Annotated in this window: 18 protein-coding genes and 1 pseudogene; 13 read left to right on the top strand and 6 right to left on the bottom strand. The window is 63.2% G+C overall.

The window, feature by feature from the left end:
* Positions 1–29 precede the first annotated feature (29 nt).
* The 7 genes from LB551_RS04615 (at position 30) to sufA (ending at position 7,102) form a co-directional block, all read left to right on the top strand.
* The gene (locus LB551_RS04615; RefSeq protein WP_224658578.1) at positions 30–1,193 is read left to right on the top strand and encodes a cysteine desulfurase family protein; all 1,164 of its coding nucleotides are present in this window, start codon (positions 30–32) and stop codon (positions 1,191–1,193) included.
* A gap of 185 nt (positions 1,194–1,378) precedes the next feature.
* Positions 1,379–2,896: a Fe-S cluster assembly protein SufB gene (gene sufB / locus LB551_RS04610; protein ID WP_140548947.1), complete on the top strand. Its 1,518-nt coding sequence runs from the start codon at positions 1,379–1,381 to the stop codon at positions 2,894–2,896.
* A 27-nt stretch (positions 2,897–2,923) separates the two neighbouring features.
* Positions 2,924–3,679, top strand: coding sequence for a Fe-S cluster assembly ATPase SufC (gene sufC / locus LB551_RS04605; protein ID WP_140548945.1), 756 nt, complete (start codon positions 2,924–2,926; stop codon positions 3,677–3,679).
* A gap of 25 nt (positions 3,680–3,704) precedes the next feature.
* Positions 3,705–4,973 (top strand): Fe-S cluster assembly protein SufD, encoded by a 1,269-nt coding sequence (sufD, locus tag LB551_RS04600; protein WP_224658376.1) that lies wholly within the window; start codon positions 3,705–3,707, stop codon positions 4,971–4,973.
* A gap of 4 nt (positions 4,974–4,977) precedes the next feature.
* The gene (locus tag LB551_RS04595; RefSeq protein WP_224658375.1) at positions 4,978–6,222 is read left to right on the top strand and encodes a cysteine desulfurase; all 1,245 of its coding nucleotides are present in this window, start codon (positions 4,978–4,980) and stop codon (positions 6,220–6,222) included.
* 5 nt (positions 6,223–6,227) lie between these two features.
* Positions 6,228–6,620, top strand: a complete 393-nt coding sequence (locus LB551_RS04590) for an SUF system Fe-S cluster assembly protein (RefSeq protein ID WP_140548939.1) — start codon at positions 6,228–6,230, stop codon at positions 6,618–6,620.
* 101 nt (positions 6,621–6,721) lie between these two features.
* Positions 6,722–7,102: a Fe-S cluster assembly scaffold SufA gene (gene sufA, locus LB551_RS04585; RefSeq protein ID WP_140548937.1), complete on the top strand. Its 381-nt coding sequence runs from the start codon at positions 6,722–6,724 to the stop codon at positions 7,100–7,102.
* Positions 7,103–7,219: 117 nt separating this feature from the next.
* Here sufA and LB551_RS04580 read toward each other — a convergent pair whose 3' ends face one another.
* Positions 7,220–7,717 (bottom strand): GFA family protein, encoded by a 498-nt coding sequence (locus tag LB551_RS04580; protein WP_224658374.1) that lies wholly within the window; start codon positions 7,715–7,717, stop codon positions 7,220–7,222.
* 92 nt (positions 7,718–7,809) lie between these two features.
* Between LB551_RS04580 and LB551_RS04575 the strand changes: the two genes are divergently transcribed.
* Positions 7,810–8,133, top strand: a complete 324-nt coding sequence (locus LB551_RS04575) for a TfoX/Sxy family protein (RefSeq protein ID WP_224658373.1) — start codon at positions 7,810–7,812, stop codon at positions 8,131–8,133.
* Between the two features lie 280 nt (positions 8,134–8,413).
* On the opposite strand, the gene LB551_RS04570 is transcribed toward LB551_RS04575, so the two are convergent.
* Together LB551_RS04570 and LB551_RS04565 are read right to left on the bottom strand one after the other, a co-directional pair.
* A complete protein-coding gene (locus LB551_RS04570; RefSeq protein WP_224658372.1) occupies positions 8,414–9,331 on the bottom strand; it encodes a pseudouridine-5'-phosphate glycosidase in 918 nt (305 codons plus the stop codon).
* Between the two features lie 69 nt (positions 9,332–9,400).
* Positions 9,401–10,345 (bottom strand): carbohydrate kinase family protein, encoded by a 945-nt coding sequence (locus tag LB551_RS04565; protein WP_224658371.1) that lies wholly within the window; start codon positions 10,343–10,345, stop codon positions 9,401–9,403.
* 281 nt (positions 10,346–10,626) lie between these two features.
* On the opposite strand from LB551_RS04565, the gene recA reads away from it, so the two are divergent.
* Positions 10,627–11,724, top strand: a complete 1,098-nt coding sequence (gene recA, locus LB551_RS04560; protein WP_010909075.1) for a recombinase RecA — start codon at positions 10,627–10,629, stop codon at positions 11,722–11,724.
* 306 nt (positions 11,725–12,030) lie between these two features.
* Entirely contained in the window at positions 12,031–14,697 is a 2,667-nt protein-coding gene (gene alaS, locus LB551_RS04555; protein ID WP_224658370.1) for an alanine--tRNA ligase, read from the top strand.
* A 227-nt stretch (positions 14,698–14,924) separates the two neighbouring features.
* Here the strand turns inward: alaS and LB551_RS04550 are convergent.
* Together LB551_RS04550 and LB551_RS04545 are read right to left on the bottom strand one after the other, a co-directional pair.
* A pseudogene (locus LB551_RS04550) lies at positions 14,925–15,550 on the bottom strand (glutathione S-transferase family protein).
* 83 nt (positions 15,551–15,633) lie between these two features.
* The gene (locus LB551_RS04545; protein ID WP_140548923.1) at positions 15,634–16,845 is read right to left on the bottom strand and encodes an NADP-dependent isocitrate dehydrogenase; all 1,212 of its coding nucleotides are present in this window, start codon (positions 16,843–16,845) and stop codon (positions 15,634–15,636) included.
* Between the two features lie 212 nt (positions 16,846–17,057).
* Here LB551_RS04545 and LB551_RS04540 point away from each other — a divergent pair, with 212 nt between their 5' ends.
* From LB551_RS04540 to LB551_RS04530, 3 genes are read left to right on the top strand one after another with little or no spacing between them, the layout of a single operon-like run.
* Positions 17,058–17,981, top strand: coding sequence for an RNA methyltransferase (locus LB551_RS04540; RefSeq protein ID WP_224658369.1), 924 nt, complete (start codon positions 17,058–17,060; stop codon positions 17,979–17,981).
* Positions 17,974–18,762 (top strand): glutamate racemase, encoded by a 789-nt coding sequence (gene murI, locus LB551_RS04535; RefSeq protein ID WP_224658368.1) that lies wholly within the window; start codon positions 17,974–17,976, stop codon positions 18,760–18,762. Before LB551_RS04540 ends, murI begins: the two co-directional genes overlap by 8 nt.
* Before the next feature lie 59 nt (positions 18,763–18,821).
* Complete coding sequence (locus tag LB551_RS04530; protein WP_224658367.1) at positions 18,822–19,007, top strand: DUF3008 family protein; 186 nt, start codon at positions 18,822–18,824, stop codon at positions 19,005–19,007.
* A 126-nt stretch (positions 19,008–19,133) separates the two neighbouring features.
* Here the strand turns inward: LB551_RS04530 and LB551_RS04525 are convergent, their stop codons facing one another.
* Positions 19,134–19,340 carry a hypothetical protein gene (locus tag LB551_RS04525; RefSeq protein WP_224658366.1) on the bottom strand — a complete coding sequence of 69 codons (207 nt, stop codon included), beginning with the start codon at positions 19,338–19,340 and terminating at the stop codon, positions 19,134–19,136.
* Between the last annotated feature and the right edge of the window lie 10 nt (positions 19,341–19,350).

The raw sequence follows: 19,350 nt of genomic DNA, 5'->3' as shown, positions 1-19,350 counted from the left end.
TGGCTTCTGACGGGACCAACTGGAAGGAAATGGCCGGAATGCGCGCCTATCTCGACTACAATGCCAGTGCGCCGCTGCTTGCAGCGGCACGCGAGGCTATAGTCGCGGCGCTCGATATCGCCGCCAATCCATCATCGGTCCACGCCGAAGGGCGCTCGGCGCGTCGCCTGATCGAAACCGCAAGGCGTGATGTGGCGGAATTGGTGAAGGCCAAGGCTGGGCATGTCGTGTTCACGTCAGGCGCGACGGAAGCCGCCTCGATGCTGCTGACGCCCGATTGGCGGATGGGGCGCGGGATCATCCGCATGAGCCATCTCTACGTCTGCGAAGCCGACCACCCCTGCCTGTTGAACGGCGGGTCCTTCCCGGCCTCGCAGGTGACGCGGATCGGCGTCGACGCCGACGGAATTGTCGACCTCGAAGCAATGGCAAACGCCCTTGCCGCGCACGACAAGGCCAGCGGCCTGCCGCTGGTGGCAATCCATGCCGCCAATAATGAGACTGGCGTCATCCAGCCGGTCGATCGTATCGCCGAAGTCGTAAAAGCCGCCGGCGGTGTCCTCGTCGTAGACGCGGTTCAGGCGGCAGGGCGCATTTCAATCGACGTTTCGGCGGGTTACGCCGATTACCTTATACTGTCGTCGCACAAGATCGGCGGCCCCAAGGGCGTCGGCGCCATCGTCGCCGCTGCCGATCTGATGATGCCGAAGCCTCTCATCAACGGCGGTGGCCAGGAAAAGGGCCATCGCGGCGGCACGGAGAACCTGCCCGGCATTGCCGGATTTGGCGCGGCGGCGCGGGAGGCTCTCGCCGGATTGGAGGCCATCGATGCGGTGCGTCGGCGTCGCGACGAGATCGAGGCCATCGTAAAAATGTTGGTGCCGGACGTGGAAATCTTCGGAACCGGCGCGCCGAGGCTTGCCAACACGACATTCTTCGCTATTCCCGGCGTCAAGGCCGAGACGGTTCAGATCGCCTTCGACCTGGCCGGTGTGGCGCTGTCGGCGGGTTCTGCCTGCTCGTCGGGAAAAGTCGGTCCGAGCCATGTGCTGAAGGCCATGGGGCACGGTGACAGCCTGGGTGCGTTGCGCGTATCGATCGGCGCGGCGACCGGCGCGCAGGACATCGAGGCGTTCCGCCTGGCGCTGGCGGAAATCGCCGCGCGTCGGGTGCGCAAGGAGAAGGCCGCGTAGCGGTTGGACGAATTTGGGCCTTTCGGCCTGGTAGAGCCGTGCGTTTCATGCTGGCCGGGTGAATTTCCGGCCGAAGCGCACTATATGAAACTTACGCCGCCGCGGGTGCTCCTTGGGTGCTCATCCGGCGGTGCCATAGTTTGAAAACTGTCGGGCCTTGACCCCGGCGTGGATGGAGAACGCATATGCCTGCTGTGCAGGACACGATCGATCGGGTCCGAAAGATCGACGTCGACCAATACAAATACGGATTCCAGACCGAAATCGCTGTCGACAAGGCCCCCAAGGGCCTGAGCGAAGACATCATCCGTTTCATTTCGGCGAAGAAGGACGAACCGTCCTGGATGCTGGAATGGCGACTGGAAGCCTACCGGCGCTGGCTGACGCTGGAAGAGCCGACCTGGGCGCGCGTCAACTATCCCAAGATCGATTTCCAGGACATCTACTACTACGCGGCGCCGAAGAGCACGCCCGGCCCGACGTCGCTCAGCGACGTCGATCCCGAAATCCTGAAGGTCTATGAGAAACTCGGCATTCCGCTCAAGGAGCAGGAGATCCTGGCGGGCGTCCAGAAGACCGACGCGTCCGAGCTCGAGGAAGCCAGCGACAACGTCTATAAATCCGGCCGCGTCGCCGTCGACGCCGTGTTCGATTCGGTTTCCGTCGTCACCACTTTCAAGAAGGAGCTGGCGCAGGCCGGCGTCATCTTCTGCTCGATCTCGGAAGCCATCCGCGAACATCCGGAACTGGTGAAGAAATATCTTGGCTCCGTGGTGCCGACCTCGGACAATTTCTACGCTACGCTGAATTCGGCCGTGTTCACCGACGGCTCCTTCGTCTTCGTGCCCAAGGGTGTGCGCTGCCCGATGGAACTGTCGACCTATTTCCGCATGAACGAGAAGAACACCGGCCAGTTCGAGCGCACGCTGATCATCGCCGAGGAGGGGGCCTACGTCTCCTATCTCGAAGGCTGCACGGCGCCGCAGCGCGACGAGAACCAGCTCCATGCCGCGGTCGTCGAACTGGTGGCGCTCGATGACGCCGAAATCAAATATTCGACCGTGCAGAACTGGTATCCCGGCGACGCCGAGGGCAAGGGCGGCATCTACAATTTTGTCACCAAGCGCGGCGATTGCCGCGGCCACCGCTCGAAGATTTCATGGACGCAGGTCGAAACCGGCTCGGCCATCACCTGGAAATATCCGAGCTGCATCCTGCGCGGCGACGATTCCTCGGGCGAGTTCTATTCGATCGCCGTCTCGAACGGCTACCAGCAGGTCGATAGCGGCACCAAGATGATCCATCTTGGCAAGAACACGTCGAGCCGTATCATCTCCAAGGGCATCGCCGCCGGCTTCTCGCAGAACACCTATCGCGGCCAGGTTTCGGCGCACCGCAAGGCGACCAACGCGCGCAACTTCACCAATTGCGACTCGCTGCTGATCGGCGACCAGTGCGGCGCCCACACCGTGCCCTATATGGAGGCCAAGAACGCGACGGCTCAGTTCGAGCACGAAGCGACGACGTCGAAGATTTCCGAGGACCAGAAATTCTACGTCATGCAACGCGGCATCCCGGAGGAGGAAGCGATCGCGCTGATCGTCAACGGCTTCGTCAAGGACGTGATCCAGCAACTGCCGATGGAGTTCGCCGTCGAAGCCCAGAAGTTGATCGGAATTTCGCTCGAGGGCTCGGTCGGCTGACCGGACAGATATTCAGGAAACAAAAGAATGCTTGAAATCAAGAACCTGCATGCCCGCATCGTCGATGACGGCACTGAAATCATCCGCGGCCTGAATCTGACGGTGAAAGCCGGGGAGGTCGCCGCCATCATGGGACCGAACGGCTCGGGCAAGTCGACGTTGTCCTACATCCTCGCCGGCCGCGAGGACTATGAGGTCACCGAAGGCGATATCCTCTACAACGGCCAGTCGATCCTCGAAATGGATCCGGCCGAGCGCGCGACGTCGGGCATTTTCCTGGCCTTCCAGTATCCGATGGAGATACCGGGCGTGGCGACCATGGAGTTCCTCAAGGTGGCCATGAACGAGCAGCGCAAGGCGCGCGGCGAGGAGCCGCTGAAGATCCCCGAATTCTTGAAGCGGGTGAAGGATGCCGCAGCCTCGCTCAACATGGACATGAACATGTTGAAGCGGCCGCTCAATGTCGGCTTTTCCGGCGGCGAGAAGAAGCGCGCCGAGATCCTGCAGATGAAGCTTTTGGAGCCAAAGCTCTGCGTGCTTGACGAGACCGATTCCGGGCTCGACATCGATGCACTCAAGATCGTCTCCGATGGCGTCAACGCGCTGCGCTCGCCCGAGCGCGCCATTGTCGTCATTACCCACTATCAGCGGCTGCTCGAACACATCGTGCCCGACACTGTGCACGTGCTCTACAAGGGCCAGGTCATCAAGTCCGGCGACAAGTCGCTGGCGCTCGATTTGGAGGCCAATGGCTATGCCGGCGTGATCGGGCAAGCCGCGTGAGATGCCAGAAGGCAAGGTCAAACTGATGAACATGCATACACAACCGCAGCGGACGCCGGCCGAAACCGCGTTGATCGACGCTTTCGGCGAACGGTTGTCGCTGCTGCCGGGCGACGGCGCGGTGATGTTAAAGCGCGACGACGCCATCGAGGCGGTCAAGCACGGCCTGCCGACCCGGCGCATCGAATCCTGGCACTACACGGACCTGCGCCGGCTGCTGAACGCCGTGCCGGACTTCGATCCGACCGCCGTGGCCAAAGCCATCGCGCCAGTTGTTGAAGGTTCCACCGTGTTGCCGCTTCTCAATGGTGTGTCGAGCGCCAAAACACCCGGAATAGAAGGGGTCAGCGTCCAGGCCCTGTCGGAGAAACTGACCGACGGCAGCATCGCGGCTGGGCTCGATCCCTATGGCAGCGACGATGCCATCGGGGCGCTGAACACGGCTTTCGTCGCCGACGGCTATTTCGTCGACATCGCCGATGGCACCGAAGTGGAAAAGCCGATCGAATTGCAGAACCTGCAGGCCGGCGGCCAGACGCATGTGCGCCTGGCCGTGCGCGCCGGCGCCGATGCCAAGGCTGTGATCGTCGAGCGCCAGGCCGGCGAGGGCGCGGCCCTTGTCAGCTCGGTCAGTCAGCTCGTGCTCGGCGAAGGCGCCGAGGTGACCTGGCTGATCATCCAGGAGCAGCCGGATACGGCAACGCATCTGGCGCAGTTCAAGGCTCATATCGGCAAGAATGCGAAGCTGACGCTGTTCGTCATGAACGCCGGCGGCAAGCTCGTGCGCCAGGAGGTCGTGGTGAAGACCACGGGCGAGGGCGCCGACTTCCAGTTGCGCGGCATCAACCTGCTGGCCGGCGACGCCCACACGGACACAACCATGGTGCTCGACCATGCGGTGCCGCACACGACGTCGACGGAAGTGATCCGCAATGTCGTGACCGGCAAGGCCCGCGGCGTCTTCCAGGGCCGCATCAACGTCCATCAATATGCGCAGAAGACCAATGCCAAAATGGCTTGCAACACGCTGCTTCTCTCGGACGACGGCGAGTTCTCGACCAAGCCGGAACTCGAAATCTTCGCCGACGACGTCGTCTGCGGCCACGGCGCGACCGTCACCGAGATCGACCACAACCATCTGTTTTACCTGATGGCGCGCGGCATCGACGAGAAGAGCGCCCGTGGTCTGCTGGTGAAGGCTTTCGTCGCCGAGGTGATCGAGGAACTGGACGACGAGGTGATCGTCGAGGCGCTGGAAGCGCGACTCGACGAATGGTTTTTGACGCACGGGTGAAGTGATGAACGCACCAGGCAAGATCGGCGATTTCTACGACGTCGAGGCGATCCGCCGCGACTTCCCGATTCTGTCGCGCGACGTCTACGGCAAACCTCTCGTCTATCTCGATAACGGCGCCTCGGCGCAGAAGCCGCAGGCGGTGCTCGACGCCGTCCAGCACGCCTATAGCCAGGAATACGCCAACGTCCATCGCGGCCTGCATTTCCTGTCCAATGCGGCGACCGACGCCTATGAAAAGGCGCGAGAGACGGTGCGCCGTTTTCTTAACGCGCCCGGCACCGACAACATCGTCTTCACCTCGAACACGACGTCGGCGATCAACACGGTCGCTTATGGCTATGGCATGCCCAATATCGGCGAGGGCGACGAGATCGTGCTGTCGATCATGGAGCACCACTCCAACATCGTTCCCTGGCATTTCATCCGCGAGCGCCAGGGCGCCAAACTGGTCTGGGTGCCGGTCGACGATCTCGGTGTCTTCCATGTCGAGGAATTCGAAAAGCGACTGACCGACCGGACAAAGCTGGTCGCCATCACGCAGATGTCGAACGCGCTGGGCACGGTGACGCCGATCAAGGAGATCGTGCGGATCGCGCATTCGCGCGGCATTCCCGTGCTCGTCGACGGCAGCCAGAGCGCCGTCCATATGCCGATCGACGTGCAGGGCCTCGACTGCGATTTCTTCGTCTTCACGGGCCACAAGGTCTACGGACCCTCCGGCATCGGCGTGCTCTACGGCAAGAAGGACATCTTGCAGCGCATGCGCCCGTTCATGGGCGGCGGCGAGATGATCGAGGAGGTGACGGAGGACATCGTCACCTACAACGACCCGCCGCACCGCTTCGAGGCCGGCACGCCGCCGATCGTCCAGGCGATCGGGCTGGGCGCCGCGCTCGATTACATGGAAAAGATCGGCCGCGATCGGATCGCGGCGCACGAGGCCGATTTGAAGGACTATGCGCATGAGCGGTTGCGCGCCATCAACTCGCTGCGCATCTTCGGCGACGCGCCCGGCAAGGGCGCCATCATCTCGTTCGAGCTGCAAGGCATTCATGCCCATGACGTATCGATGGTGATCGACCGGCAAGGCGTGGCTGTGCGCGCGGGCACTCATTGCGCGCAGCCGCTGTTGAAACGCTTCGGCGTAACCTCCACATGCAGGGCGTCGTTCGGCATGTATAATACACGGGCCGAAGTCGATGCTTTGGCTGACGCGCTGGAAAAAGCGCGCAAGTTTTTCGGGTGACGATGATGGAAGATGCCAGCACAGCCACCGACGCTGTTCCCGAGGCGGCCGCCAATGCGGTGGTTTCCGCCTCCGCCATTCCCGCCGACGAACTGGCGCGGCTGACCGACGACATCGTTTCGGCGCTGAAGACGGTCTACGACCCGGAAATCCCGGCCGATATCTACGAGCTTGGCCTCGTCTACAAGATCGACATCGAGGACGACCGCTCGGTCAAGATCGACATGACGCTGACCGCGCCCGGCTGCCCGGTGGCCGGCGAGATGCCGGGATGGGTTGAGAATGCCGTCGGCGCCGTCGAAGGCGTGTCGGGCGTCGAGGTCAACATGACATTCGACCCGCCCTGGTCGCCCGACCGCATGTCGGAAGAGGCGCAGGTGGCCGTGGGCTGGTATTGACGTCGAGCCCGTCACACTTGCGCCAGTGGTAAAACTTCACCATTTTAGGTGAGGAATCATTCGGCAGGCCTTGAACCTGCATGGAATGGAGAAGGAAAAAGATGGGACGCTTTGCCGTCATCACGATGACCGAAAAGGCCGCCGACCGGGTGCGCGAGATCGTTGCCACGCGTGAAGGCGCGCATGGCATTCGCCTCGGCATCAAGAAGGGCGGTTGCGCCGGCATGGAATACACGGTCGATCTGGTGACCGAACCCAACACCAAGGACGACCACATCGAGCGCGACGGCGCCCACGTCTATGTCGCGCCGGAGGCAGCCCTTTTCCTGTTCGGCACCGAGATGGATTTCGAGCAGACCACGCTGCGCACCGGCTTCACCTTCCACAACCCGAACCAGAGCTCAGCCTGCGGCTGCGGTGAATCAGTCGAACTGAAGCCGGCCGATCTCAAGGCGCTGGCCGAGGCGCGCGCTTCGGCCTGACCTTCCTTCGCCGGGTTTACGGGGAGAAGAAGGGCCGGATGGGAGCAGCGCTGCCCCGTCCGAAGTCTGAGCCGTCTCTCATCTGCCTGCTTCTTCCCGAAAACGGGAAGAAGAGGACTATTCCACCCACATTCCTGTCCGCTTGTGCCAGTCGGCGATCGATTCCTCGGGATAGACGTCGAACACCTTGTCGCCCGGTCCGATATCGGGCTCGACCCAGTTGGCCTTGTATTTCAGCATCAGATGCACCTTCTCAGGCGGTGTCGGCAGGTCGCTGTCGATCGCCGAGGCGAAGGGATGGACGAGTTCCGGCCAGGTCGGGTCGTAGAGCCACAGCGCCGATCCGCATTTGCGGCAGAAATTGCGCTCTCCGGTCGAGATCTCGCAATGCGGATGTTCGTCGTCCTCGATCTCGGCCCGATAGACGCCGAGGCTGCTCTTGCCCCGGAGGGTCATCGTCTCGTAGTCGGCGCCGAGATTGATGGCAAAACCGCCGCCGCCCTGCTGCTTGCGGCAGATCGAGCAGTAGCACAGCATGAACGGCACGGGCGTGTGGCTTTCCACCTCGAAACGAACGGCATTGCAGCGGCAGGAGCCTTTGAGCAGGACAGGCATGGCGGGAAACTCCGATCGGTCATCCTTCAACCTGTCAGCATGGTTTTGGTTGCGCCGATGACAAGGCCGGATCGCGGTGACATGATCCGCGCATGGACGATGAACGCATAGAAGAACTCTTCCAGAGCCTGGGCCCGGTCAGCATCCGAAAACTGTTCGGCGGCAAGGGCATCTATGCCGACGGCGTCATCGTCGCCATCGTGCTGCGCGGCGAATTGATGCTGAAAGCGGACGAGCAAAGCGCGCCCGACTTCGAGGCGGCCGGCTGCACGCAGTGGACCTACACCGGGTCCCGCCACGGCAAGCTGGTTGCGATGCCCTACTGGAGCATTCCCGATAGTGCCTTCGACGACCCCGACGAGATGGCGGTATGGGCGCGGCGGGCCTATGAGGCGGGGCGGCGGGCGGGGAAGTAGGAGCTGCGTTCGCCGAAGAATACCGTCATGGGTTCTGAAGACGATCCAGAATGAGTCGCGTTCTGTCACGCCCCCCTCTGTCCTGCCGGACATCTCCCCCGAGAGGGGGGAGATTGGCGGTCTGGGCGGCGACGCCCTTTCTTCGATGCTGAAAATTGGCGAAAGCAGTCGGAATATCCGATCTCCCCCCTTGTGGGTCCCTTGTGGGGGAGATGTCCGGCAGGACAGAGGGGGGCGCTGGCCCGCAGGTATTGATAGATCTGCGCAGCAGATCTGTCCCCTACAGCGCCTTCGCTATCCTTGCCGCCAGCCGCGCATTGTTCTCGACCAGCGCGATGTTGGTCTTCAGGCTCCGGCCGCCGGTCAGTTCCAGGATTTTGGACAGCAGGAACGGCGTTACCGCCTTGCCGGTGACGTTGAGCGCCTCGGCAGCCTTCTGTGCGGCCTCGATATAGCCGGCCATCTCGCCGGCCGGGATTTCCTGATCCTCCGGCACCGGGTTGGCGATCAGCATGCCGCCGCTCAGGCCCAGCGCCTGTCGCGTCTTGTAGAAATGCGCGATGTCTTCCGGCGCGTGCAAGGTCAGCGGCGCGCGGAATGGCGACTGCCTGGACCAGAAGGCCGGCATGGTCTCGCAGCCATGGCCGATCACCGGCACGCCGCGGGTCTCCAGTACCTCCAGCGTCTTTTCGATGTCGAGGATGGCCTTGGCCCCGGCCGAGACGACGATGACGGGCGTGCGCGCGAGCTCATCGAGATCGGCGGAAATATCGAAGCTTTTTTCGGCGCCCTTGTGCACGCCGCCAATGCCGCCGGTGGCGAACACCTTTATGCCGACCATGTGCGCGGCGATCATGGTGGCGGCAACCGTGGTGCCGCCGGTGCGCCCTTGCGCGACGGCGAAGCCGAGATCGGCGCGAGAGAGCTTCATGGCATCGCCGGTCATGGCGAGCGATTCGCGTTCTCCGTCGGAGAGGCCGATCTTGATGCGGCCCGCGACCACGGCGATCGTCGCCGGCACCGCGCCGCCATCCCCAATGATCTTTTCCACGTCCGCCGCCATGGCGCCATTGTCGGGGTAGGGCATGCCATGCGTGATGATCGTGCTTTCCAGCGCCACCACGGGCTTCCCGGCGGCCAAGGCTTGCGCCACCGGCGCGTGGACATCGATGAAGGGGCGGGCGGTCTCTGGGTTCATCTGGATCTCCAATCCGGAGTGCGGCGCATCCTTTCGGATGCGCACTCCGGCACTATGAATTTGCCGGTCTCATGCCATCTCCTGCTCATCGGGCACAAGAGCCAGCGCTTGCGCGAAGGTCGCCGTGGTGAAATCGGGAACGGCGCCAGCGCTTTCAATAGCCAGCGTCGCGGCGGCGACGCCCTCGCGCAGCGCCGCACGCAAGGGCATGCCGCGCAGCAAGGCGGCGACCGTCGCGCCGGCAAGCGCATCGCCGGCGCCGGTGACGTCCACGATTTTTCTTGGAGGGGGCGGGACGACGGCAAAGCTGCCGTCGCGGTCGAAACCGAGCACCGGGCCGCCGCCCGCCGTGACCACCGCGCTGTCGAGACCGGCGCTTCTCAGCCCGTCGACGATAACCTTCTGGGAGGCGGCATCGTCAAGCCCGGCAAGCGCCACCGCTTCGCGCCTGTTCATGAAGGCGACGGCCAGGCCGCCGAGCACCGGTTTCAAGCGCACGACCTTGGCCGGTGAAATGGCAATGGCGAAGACGGGCTTGCCGGCGGCAAGCGATACCAGCCGCTCCAGAGCCGCCGACGACAGATTGGCGTCGCACAGGACGGCATCGGCGGCGGCGATCTCTTCCCGCACCCTGGAGCGGCGGATCTGCTTGGTAAACGCCAGCTCATAGAGCGCCATGTCGGCAAAGCCGACGAGCAATTCGCCCTCACGGTCGATCAGCGCCGTATAGCTCGGCGTCGTGCGGTCGAGGAACACCGCGGACAAGTCCGCAATGCCTGCTTCGGCGATGGCGCGCGAAACCGTGTCGGCGGCGGCATCGCCGCCGCGCACCGACAGCAGCGAGCCCGAGACGCCTCGCCGTACCGCGCTGCGTAACGCGTTGAAGGCGCCGCCGCCGACATCCTCGCGCATCGTGCCCGGGTTGGAGGCGGCCGGCACATAAGCGCCGGATACCTGGCCGCGCCTGTCGATATGGGCACCGCCCACCGCCAGGAGTCTTGGAGATCTTACCATGCGCCGATATGACCTTTGTTGGCGCTCACGCACAAGCGCCATGCCGTGCGACGGAGCTTCGCAGGCAACGGCCGGCGATTCGTGAGGCCGGCACGGCGAACCAGCCTGGCCTAATGTTCGGCCATGCTGGAGCCGAATCCTGAGACAAAAAAAGAACAAATCAGGATGTTGCTTATTTTTCAAATGCTTGATCCCCCTTGCCAAATGAGAACAAAAAAGGTACAAATAACCAAGGATTACGGATTGTCCGGCCTTCATTGACGACTACGGGGTGATGTATCATGGCTCAGAACAGCTTGCGGCTTGTAGAGGATAAGGCAGTGGACAAATCAAAGGCTCTGGATGCGGCGCTGTCGCAAATCGAGCGAGCTTTCGGCAAGGGCTCGATCATGCGGCTCGGCGCGAACGAGCAGGTTGTCGAGATCGAAACCGTGCCGACCGGCTCGCTCGGTCTCGACATCGCGCTTGGCGTCGGCGGCTTGCCGCGCGGCCGCATCATCGAGATCTACGGGCCGGAAAGCTCGGGCAAGACGACGCTGGCGCTGCACACGGTGGCGGAAGCCCAGAAGAAGGGCGGCATCTGCGCCTTCGTCGATGCCGAGCACGCGCTCGATCCGGTCTATGCCCGCAAGCTCGGCGTCGATCTCGAAAACCTCCTGATCTCGCAGCCTGACACCGGCGAGCAGGCGCTTGAAATCTGCGATACGCTGGTGCGCTCCGGCGCCATCGATGTGCTGGTGGTCGATTCGGTCGCGGCACTGACGCCACGCGCCGAAATCGAGGGCGAGATGGGCGATTCGCTGCCCGGCCTGCAGGCCCGCCTGATGAGCCAGGCGCTGCGCAAGCTGACCGCCTCGATCTCGCGCTCCAACACCATGGTCATCTTCATCAACCAGATCCGCATGAAGATCGGCGTCATGTTCGGTTCGCCCGAAACCACCACCGGCGGCAATGCGCTCAAATTCTACGCCTCGGTGCGTCTCGATATCCGCCGCATCGGCTCGGTCAAGGACCGCGACGAGGTCGTCGGCAACCAGACGCGCGTCAAGGTGGTCAAGAACAAGCTGGCGCCGCCCTTCAAGGTGGTCGAGTTCGACATCATGTACGGCGAAGGCGTGTCGAAGACCGGCGAACTGGTCGATCTCGGGGTGAAGGCCGGCGTGGTCGAGAAGTCGGGCGCCTGGTTCTCCTACAATTCGCAGCGTCTCGGCCAGGGCCGCGAGAACGCGAAGCTGTTCCTGCGCGACAATCCCGATACGGCGCGCGAGATCGAACTTGCGCTCAGGCAGAACGCCGGACTGATCGCCGAAAAATTCCTCGAGAATGGCGGCTCCGAAGGTGGTGACGATGGGTTCGAGGATGAAGCCGGCGCGATGTAGGCGTTCGCCGGCGTAATCCAAGCGTTCGCCGGCGCGATCTAGCATTCGGTTTACGGCCCGAGTTCGGCCATAATCCAGGTTCATCAACTTGAGCTTATGTAATCGAGTTCTGTAGTATTGCGTTTCGAACCGCCGGCCCCGTGCCGGCGGTTTGCGTTTTGAGCGGCTGGTGAACCGCGAATTGACCAGCTTGCGTGTTTCTGGACAGGGTGCCAAGCGGCGGCTAAAAGGCCAGCTCCATCTTCTAAAGCGCAGAGCCCATTTTCCGCCGGTCCGGCCGGCGGCTCTCTCGAAAAGGCAGCATTCATGAGTGGCGTGAACGAGATCCGGTCGACATTTCTCGACTATTTCCGCAAGGAGGGTCACGAGGTCGTGGCGTCGAGCCCACTTGTGCCGCGCAACGATCCGACTCTGATGTTCACCAATGCCGGCATGGTGCAGTTCAAGAACGTCTTCACCGGCCTGGAGAAGCGGCCCTATTCGCGTGCCACGACCGCCCAGAAAAGCGTTCGCGCCGGCGGCAAGCACAACGACCTCGACAATGTCGGCTACACCGCGCGCCACCTGACCTTCTTCGAGATGCTCGGCAATTTCTCCTTCGGCGACTATTTCAAGGCGCGCGCCATCGAGTTGGCCTGGAACCTCATCACCCGGGAATTCGGGCTGAAGAAGGACAAGCTGCTCGTCACCGTCTATCACACCGACGACGAGGCGGCTGGTCTCTGGAAGAAGATCGCCGGTTTTTCCGACGATCGTATCATCCGCGTCCCGACCTCGGACAATTTCTGGGCGATGGGCGACACCGGCCCATGCGGGCCGTGCTCGGAAATCTTCATCGATCGCGGCGAGCACATCTGGGGCGGTCCTCCCGGCAGCCCGGAGGAGGATGGCGACCGGTTCCTGGAATTCTGGAACCTGGTGTTCATGCAATATGAGCAGGTGACGAAGGACGAGCGCATCGACCTGCCGCGCCCGTCGATAGACACCGGCATGGGCCTGGAGCGCATGGCCTCCATCCTGCAAGGCGTTGAAAGCGTCTTTGAGACCGACCTGTTCCGCCATCTGATCGATGCCGCGTCGTCAGCGCTCGGCCGCGGTCCCGACGCCGAGACCGTCGCGTCCTATCGCGTCATAGCCGATCACCTGCGCTCGTCCTCCTTCCTGGTCGCTGACGGCGTGCTGCCGTCCAATGAGGGGCGCGGCTACGTGCTGCGCCGCATCATGCGTCGCGCCATGCGCCATGCGCAGCTGCTCGGTGCGAACGAACCCCTGGTCTGGAAGCTGGTGCCGGCGCTGGTTCGCGAGATGGGCCAGGCCTATCCGGAACTTGTGCGCGGCGAACAGCTGATCACCGAGACGCTGAAGCTTGAGGAGACCAGGTTTCGCAAGACACTGGTACGCGGTCTCGGTCTGCTGTCGGAGGCGACGGAAAAGCTCGGCGCCGGCGACATGCTGGATGGTGAGACGGCCTTCAAGCTTTACGACACCTATGGCTTCCCGCTCGACCTGACGCAGGATGCGCTGCGCCAGCGCAACATCTCGGTCGATCTTGCCGGCTTCACCAATGCGATGGAGCAGCAGAAGGCGGAGGCGCGTAAGCATTGGGCGGGCTCCGGCGAGGCGGCGACCGAAGCGGTCTGGTTCCCGGTGCGCGAAAAAGCCGGTGCCACCGAATTCCTCGGCTACGAGACTGAAGCTGCGGAAGGCATCATCCAGGCGCTTGTCCGCGACGGCAAGGCTGTCGACAGCGCCGGCAAGGGCGAAGCGGTTGCCGTGGTCGTCAACCAGACGCCGTTCTATGCCGAATCCGGCGGTCAGATTGGCGACACGGGAACCATTTCAGGCGAAGGCTTCTCGATCGAGATTTCCGATACGCAGAAGAAGGCCGACGGGCTGTTCGTGCATCTCGGAAAGGTGATCAGCGGCACTGCCAGGACGGGTGCCGCCGTCGAGCTGAAGGTCGACCATGCGAGGCGCTCCAGGCTGCGCGCCAACCATTCCGCGACGCATCTGATCCATGAGGCGCTGCGCGAGGTGCTGGGCACCCATGTCGCGCAGAAGGGCTCGCTGGTCGCGCCCGAGCGCCTGCGCTTCGACATCTCGCACAACAAGCCCATCTCGCCCTCGGAACTCGAGGAAGTCGAGCGCATGGCCAATGAGATCGTGGTGCAGAACAGCCCGGTGACCACGCGCCTGATGTCGGTCGACGATGCCATCGCCGAAGGTGCCATGGCGCTGTTCGGCGAGAAATACGGCGATGAGGTGCGCGTCGTGTCGATGGGCACGGGCCTGCACGGCGCCAAGGCCAACCGCCCCTATTCGGTCGAGCTCTGCGGCGGCACGCATGTCAGGGCAACCGGTGACATCGGCCTGGTGCGCGTCGTGTCCGACAGCGCCGTCGCCGCAGGCGTGCGCCGCATCGAGGCGCTGACCGGTGAGGCCGCGCGCAAGCATCTCGATGAACAGGACCGGCGGCTGAAGGCGGCCGCGGCAACGCTGAAAATCTCGCCGGCCGACGTGCCGGCGCGTGTTGAAGCCCTGCTCGAAGAGCGCAAGAAGCTCGAGAAGGAGCTCACCGAAGCGCGCAAGAAGCTGGCGCTGGGCGGCGGGTCGCCCGCTGACGCGCCGGCCGCGAACGAGACCGTCGCGGGGGTCGGCTTCCTCGGCAAGTCGGTTTCCGGTGTCTCGCCGAAGGATCTGAAGCCGTTGGCTGACGCCGGCAAAAGCTCGCTCGGTTCAGGCGTCGTCGTCTTCGTCGGCACGGCTGAGGACAACAAGGCGAGCGTCGTGGTCGCCGTCACCGACGATCTCGTCGGCCGCTTCAGCGCCGTCGACCTGGTGCGCGTGGCCTCCGCAGCACTCGGCGGGCAGGGCGGCGGCGGCAGGCCCGACATGGCCCAGGCGGGTGGCCCCGATGCCTCGAAGGCCGATGACGCAATTGCTGCGGTGAGGGCGGCGCTGGAGGCCGCGTGAACTGCCGGAATCATCAGATGTTCAGGGCAGCGCCGCCCCTCATCTGGCTGCCGCCATCTTCTCCCCCGTAAACGGGAGAAGGACGCTCTCGGGCGTGATTTCGCCAATTATCGTCGTTGAAGAATGGCCGCGGAGGTCGCGGCCAGCTTCTTTCTCCCCGTTTTACGGGGAGAAATGCCCGGCAGGGCAATGAGGGGCGGCGCTAACGCCGAGCAAGTTTCGCTCGACTAGCCCAGCTTTTCGGTGCGTGCAAAGCTCGGGCGCTCGACCACCGAGCATGCCAGTCCCGGATATCCGCAAACCGAGCCAGCAGATCCCGCCCCTCGCTGACCTTGACGAAATAGGCAATGATCGGCGCCGCATGCAGGTCGGCGAGCGTCACCCGGTCGCCGAGCAGCCACGGTCCGGGAACCTTGAGTGAGGTGAGCACCCTGAGGATCGTTTCCGCCTGGCTCAGGCCATCGGCGATCAGCCTCTCATCCGGCTCGGTCTTCTCCAGCCGCTCCACGGCGACATCCCAGACCATGGCCCGATAGCCATAGGCGTCGAGCATGCCGATGATCTGGTTCATCCGCGCGCGGCCGCGCGGATCCTTCGGCTGCAAGGGTGGCCCGTCGAACGCCTCATCGATATAGCGCGCAATCGCGCTGGCCTCGAACAGGCGAAAACCGTCGTGCTCGAAGGCCGGGATGCGGCCGAATGGGTGGTGCTCGAAATACCAGCCGGGGATGCCCTCGGCGGCGAAGACATCGACCGGCACAAGCTCGTAGTCGACGCCCTTCTCCTCCAGCGCCATGCGCGCTATGCGCACGTAAACACTGTAGTCAGCGCCGTAGAGGACCGGTTTGGCCATGCTGCCAGCCCTTTGCTCGTTTTCGTTGGCCCAAAAGCCGAAGGCTCCTTCCGGAGCCTTCGGCATGTCGAACCCGCGGGTGCCTACGCCATCGCCTTCTGCAAGTTCTCGTCGATCTTGTCGAGGAAGCCGGTGGTCGAGAGCCAAGGCTGGTCGGGGCCGATCAGCAGCGACAGGTCCTTGGTCATGTAGCCGCTCTCGACCGTCTGGATGCAGACCTTCTCCAGCGTCTCGGCGAAGCGCTTCAGTTCGGCATTGTCATCGAGCTTGGCGCGGTGGGCGAGACCGCGCGTCCAGGCGAAGATCGAGGCGATCGAATTGGTCGAGGTTTCCTCGCCCTTCTGGTGCTGGCGATAGTGGCGGGTGACGGTGCCGTGCGCGGCTTCCGCTTCCACCGTTTTGCCGTCCGGCGTCATCAGCACCGAGGTCATCAGGCCGAGCGAGCCGAACCCCTGCGCCACCGTGTCGGACTGCACGTCGCCGTCATAATTCTTGCAGGCCCAGACGTAGCCGCCCGACCACTTCAGGCTGGAGGCCACCATGTCGTCGATCAGGCGGTGCTCGTACCACAGCTTCTTCGACTTGAACTCGGCCTCGAATTCTGCCTCGTAGACTTCCTGGAAAATATCCTTGAAGCGGCCGTCATAGGCCTTGAGGATGGTGTTCTTGGTCGAGAGATAGACCGGGTAGTTGCGCAGCAGGCCGTAGTTCAGCGAAGCGCGGGCGAATTCGCGGATCGACTCGTCGAGATTGTACATGGCCATGGCTACGCCGGCGCCGGGCGCATCGAACACGTCGTGCTCGATAACCTGGCCATCCTCGCCGACGAACTTGATCGTCAGCTTGCCCTTGCCAGGGAAACGGAAATCGGTAGCGCGGTACTGGTCGCCATAGGCGTGGCGGCCGACGATGATCGGCTTGGTCCAGCCGGGCACCAGCCGCGGCACGTTCTTCATGATGATCGGCTCGCGGAAGATGGTGCCGCCGAGGATGTTGCGGATGGTGCCGTTGGGCGACTTCCACATCTTCTTCAGCTTGAATTCCTCGACGCGCTGCTCGTCGGGCGTGATGGTCGCGCATTTCACGCCGACGCCGTACTTCTTGATGGCGTTGGCCGAATCGACGGTCACCTGGTCGTTGGTGGCGTCGCGATGCTCGATGCCGAGGTCGTAATATTCAAGCTTGAGGTCGAGATAAGGGTGGATCAACTTGTCCTTGATGAACTGCCAGATGATGCGGGTCATCTCGTCGCCGTCGAGTTCGACGACCGGGTTCGCCACCTTGATCTTCGCCATGGAAAGAATGCCTCGTTGCTGGGAAATGGGACGGCCTTGCCCGCGTGGCGTTCGGCCGGGATGCGCCCCTATATCAAAGCGTTTTTGGCCGCGCAAACGGCGATCGGTCACGAAAGCGAAGCGATCGCCCCGCCATTTGCGAATGCTTCATTTTCGCGGCCGAATATGGCAGGGGACGCTGAAATGCCGCAAACAGCAGTTCATTGACAATCATGCCCGTCATCAAAGATTCCGATAACGCTTCAGCCGCCGGCCCCGCCATCATCCTCGTGGAGCCGCAGCTCGGCGAGAATATCGGCATGGTTGCGCGCGCCATGGCCAATTTTGGCCTGGTCGAACTTCGCCTCGTAAACCCGCGCGACGGCTGGCCGAACGAGAAGGCGCGGGCGGCGGCCAGCCGTGCCGATCATGTTATCGACGCCGTGAAGGTTTTCGACGATCTCGCCACGGCGATGGCCGACCTGAATTTCGTTTTCGCGACCACGGCAAGGCAGCGCGACGGCTTCAAGCCCGTGCGCGGGCCGGTCGAGGCGGGAAGGGTGCTCCGGGCCCGTCATGGCATGGGTCAGCGAACCGGCATACTGTTCGGCCGTGAGCGTTTCGGCCTCTACAATGACGAGGTCGGCCTCGCCGACGAGATCGTGACTTTTCCGGTCGATCCCGATTTCTCCTCGCTCAACATCGCCCAGGCCGCGCTACTCATGTCTTACGAGTGGATGAAGTCCGGCCTTGAGGACGAGACTAAGACAAATTTTACGGGCCCGGAGATGAAGCCGGCCAGCAAGGAAGAACTGCACGGCCTGTTCACCTATCTCGAAGGCGCACTCGAAGCGCGCGGCTATTTCCGGCCGGCGCCGAAGAAGCCGAAGATGGTTGACAATCTGCGCGCCGTATTGACCCGGGCGGGTTTCGCCGAGCCGGAGCTGAAGGTGCTGCGCGGCATCATCTCCTCGCTGGACAGGTTCTCGCCGGTGATGCCGCGCGGCGACGGCTCTCCGGGAGATGATCCAAGGCGGCTTCCGGCCGCCGCGCGCGCCGGCGGTCCGGGCCGCAAGACCAACGCGGATCGTCAGGTGGCCGATGACGACGACAGCGCCACGCCGCCGCTCGGCGGCAAGGGAACCGACAATGACTGATCAGCCGATCCTGATGTTCGATTCCGGCATCGGCGGGCTGACTGTGCTGCGCGAGGCGCGCGTGCTGATGCCCGACCGCCGCTTCGTCTACATCGCCGACGATGCCGCCTTTCCCTTTGGCGCTTGGGAGGAACCGGCGCTGCGGATCCATATACTCGACCTGTTCGGCAAATTGCTCGACCGGTTCGCCCCGGCCATCTCAGTCATCGCCTGCAACACCGCCTCGACGCTGGTGATCGATGCTTTGCGCGCGAGGTTTCCCGGCCATCCCTTTGTCGGCACCGTGCCTGCGATCAAGCCTGCGGCGGAGCGCACTCGCTCCGGCCTCGTCTCCGTGCTGGCGACGCCGGGCACGGTGAAACGGCAATACACGCGCGACCTGATCAGCAAATGGGCGCAGAAATGCCATGTCCGTCTGGTCGGCAGCGACCGGCTGGCTGGGCTGGCCGAAGCCTATATGCGCGAAGGTTTCGTCGACGAGGAAGCCGTGCGCGCCGAGATCGCCCCGTGTTTCATCGAACGCGACGGCATGCGCACCGACATCGCCGTGCTCGCCTGCACGCATTATCCTTTTCTGGTCAACCGCATGCGCAAGACCGCACCCTGGCCGGTCGACTGGATCGATCCTGCCGAAGCGATCGCCCGGCGGGCGATGTCGCTGCTGTCGCCGCTCAACGAGCCGTTGCTGCAAGGTCAGCCGGACATCGCGGTCTTCACATCCGGCAAGGCGGACTTTGCCACCAGCCGTTTGATGCAGGGCTTTGGACTGACGGTCACCTGATTTCCGGAACATTGGCGAGGCCGTTTCGTTTTCTCCCAGGCGATGAAGGGAGAAAAACCATGCCTGCCACCTCGAAAGCCCAGCAGAAGGCCGCCGGCGCCGCACTGTCGGCCAAGCGCGGCGAGACCAAGAAGAGCGAGCTCAAAGGCGCTTCCAAGGGGATGTACGAATCCATGAGCGAAAAGCAGCTCGAGGAATTCGCCGAAAGCAAGCGCAAAGGTTTGCCCGAAAAAAAGAAAGATTGAAGGGAAGCGCTATTGGCAATACCATTTGCAGGGTTCGTCAACGGCAAGAAATAGCCCGCGACGAGGTCGCAGGCCTTTATATAATTGTCAGTCATTGGTCGGTGTAATCAGCGCCAGTGGCGGCTGTTAGCGCCAGTGGCAGCGTCGCACTTTCTGGCGAATGACATGGCGGTGACCATGGCGCCACACCACGCGCTTCTTGACCACGGTCCGACATACCTGATGAGGCCGGTGGCCTTGCCAGTGCCTTGCCATCGCCGGCTCCGGCGCGATGACGGCCATCGATCCGGCTAACACCGCCGCACCAGTCAGGCTTAGAAAGAACTTCTTCATCCGAATTCAG

This window comes from Mesorhizobium sp. BR1-1-2 (assembly GCF_020165435.1).
In the GTDB taxonomy this organism is placed as follows: Bacteria; Pseudomonadota; Alphaproteobacteria; order Rhizobiales; family Rhizobiaceae; genus Mesorhizobium.
Note: the sequence above shows the minus strand (reverse complement) of the source record. Positions and strands in the feature narration are given on the sequence as shown.